Raw genomic sequence first — 994 nt, forward strand, 5'->3', positions numbered from 1 at the left:
AGCATCAAAACTTTCATCTTCAAATTCATCAAGTTTTTGTTCATAATCTCCAATTTTAATTTCTTGTATACGGTGATTTAAATTTTCATTTTCTAGACATTGCTTAAATCTTTCTACTCCCGTTTTACTCCATTCTATGCCACTAACACTGAAACCTTCTTTAGCGCAAAACCAAAGATTAGCACCTGTGCCAAGTCCTAATTCTAGTATATTTATTTTACTTCTATCTTTAACATTGTAAAAATTCTTTGCAATAAAACGGATTAAATTTTCGCTAGGGTATTTCCCCCATTCTTTTTGGGAAAAAATATTTTCCCAAAGAGTGCTGTTATTCATAATTTTTTTCCTTCAATTATATAAAGTTCACTGAGATTATTTTCAAGATTTTTTAATGTATTTATTTTTATATCTGTAATCTGGTAATTCTCTCCTTGATAAAGTTGTTTTATATCTTTTTCATCACAATAACGTATTATTCCCGTAAAAGCATCGCTTCCATGAGTTGGTTTGCATGTGTGATAGGGTAGTTTTTCATCTTTAATAAAACCTTCGTTATTAAAACTTGGAGTAATAGAGAAAAATTTACCATTTTTTTTAAGTTTTTTAATTGCTTTTTCTATAATGATTTTCGTTTTTTTAAAATCATTATAAGCAAGTGAATATCCATCAATCCAAGCATCAAAACTTTCATCTTCAAATTCATCAAGTTTTTGTTCATAATCTCCAATTTTAATTTCTTGTATACGGTGATTTAAATTTTCATTTTCTAGACATTGCTTAAATCTTTCTACTCCCGTTTTACTCCATTCTATGCCACTAACACTGAAACCTTCTTTAGCGCAAAACCAAAGATTAGCACCTGTGCCAAGTCCTAATTCTAGTATATTTATTTTACTTCTATCTTTAACATTGTAAAAATTCTTTGCAATAAAACGGATTAAATTTTCGCTAGGGTATTTCCCCCATTCTTTTTGGGAAAAAATATTTTCCCAAA

Annotated in this window: 2 protein-coding genes; both read right to left on the reverse strand. The window is 28.6% G+C overall.

What is annotated here, in order from left to right; translation table 11 throughout:
• Window positions 1-336 (reverse strand): methyltransferase domain-containing protein (locus AJ885_RS03725; RefSeq protein WP_148123896.1); only part of this gene is annotated, 336 nt, incomplete at its 3' end.
• On the reverse strand, window positions 333-994 hold a 662-nt coding region (locus AJ885_RS03730), incomplete at its 5' end, for a class I SAM-dependent methyltransferase (RefSeq protein WP_070280765.1). The genes AJ885_RS03725 and AJ885_RS03730, both read right to left, overlap by 4 nt.

Source organism: Campylobacter sp. BCW_6464 (assembly GCF_001762775.1).
Classification (GTDB): Bacteria; Campylobacterota; Campylobacteria; order Campylobacterales; family Campylobacteraceae; genus Campylobacter_D; species Campylobacter_D jejuni.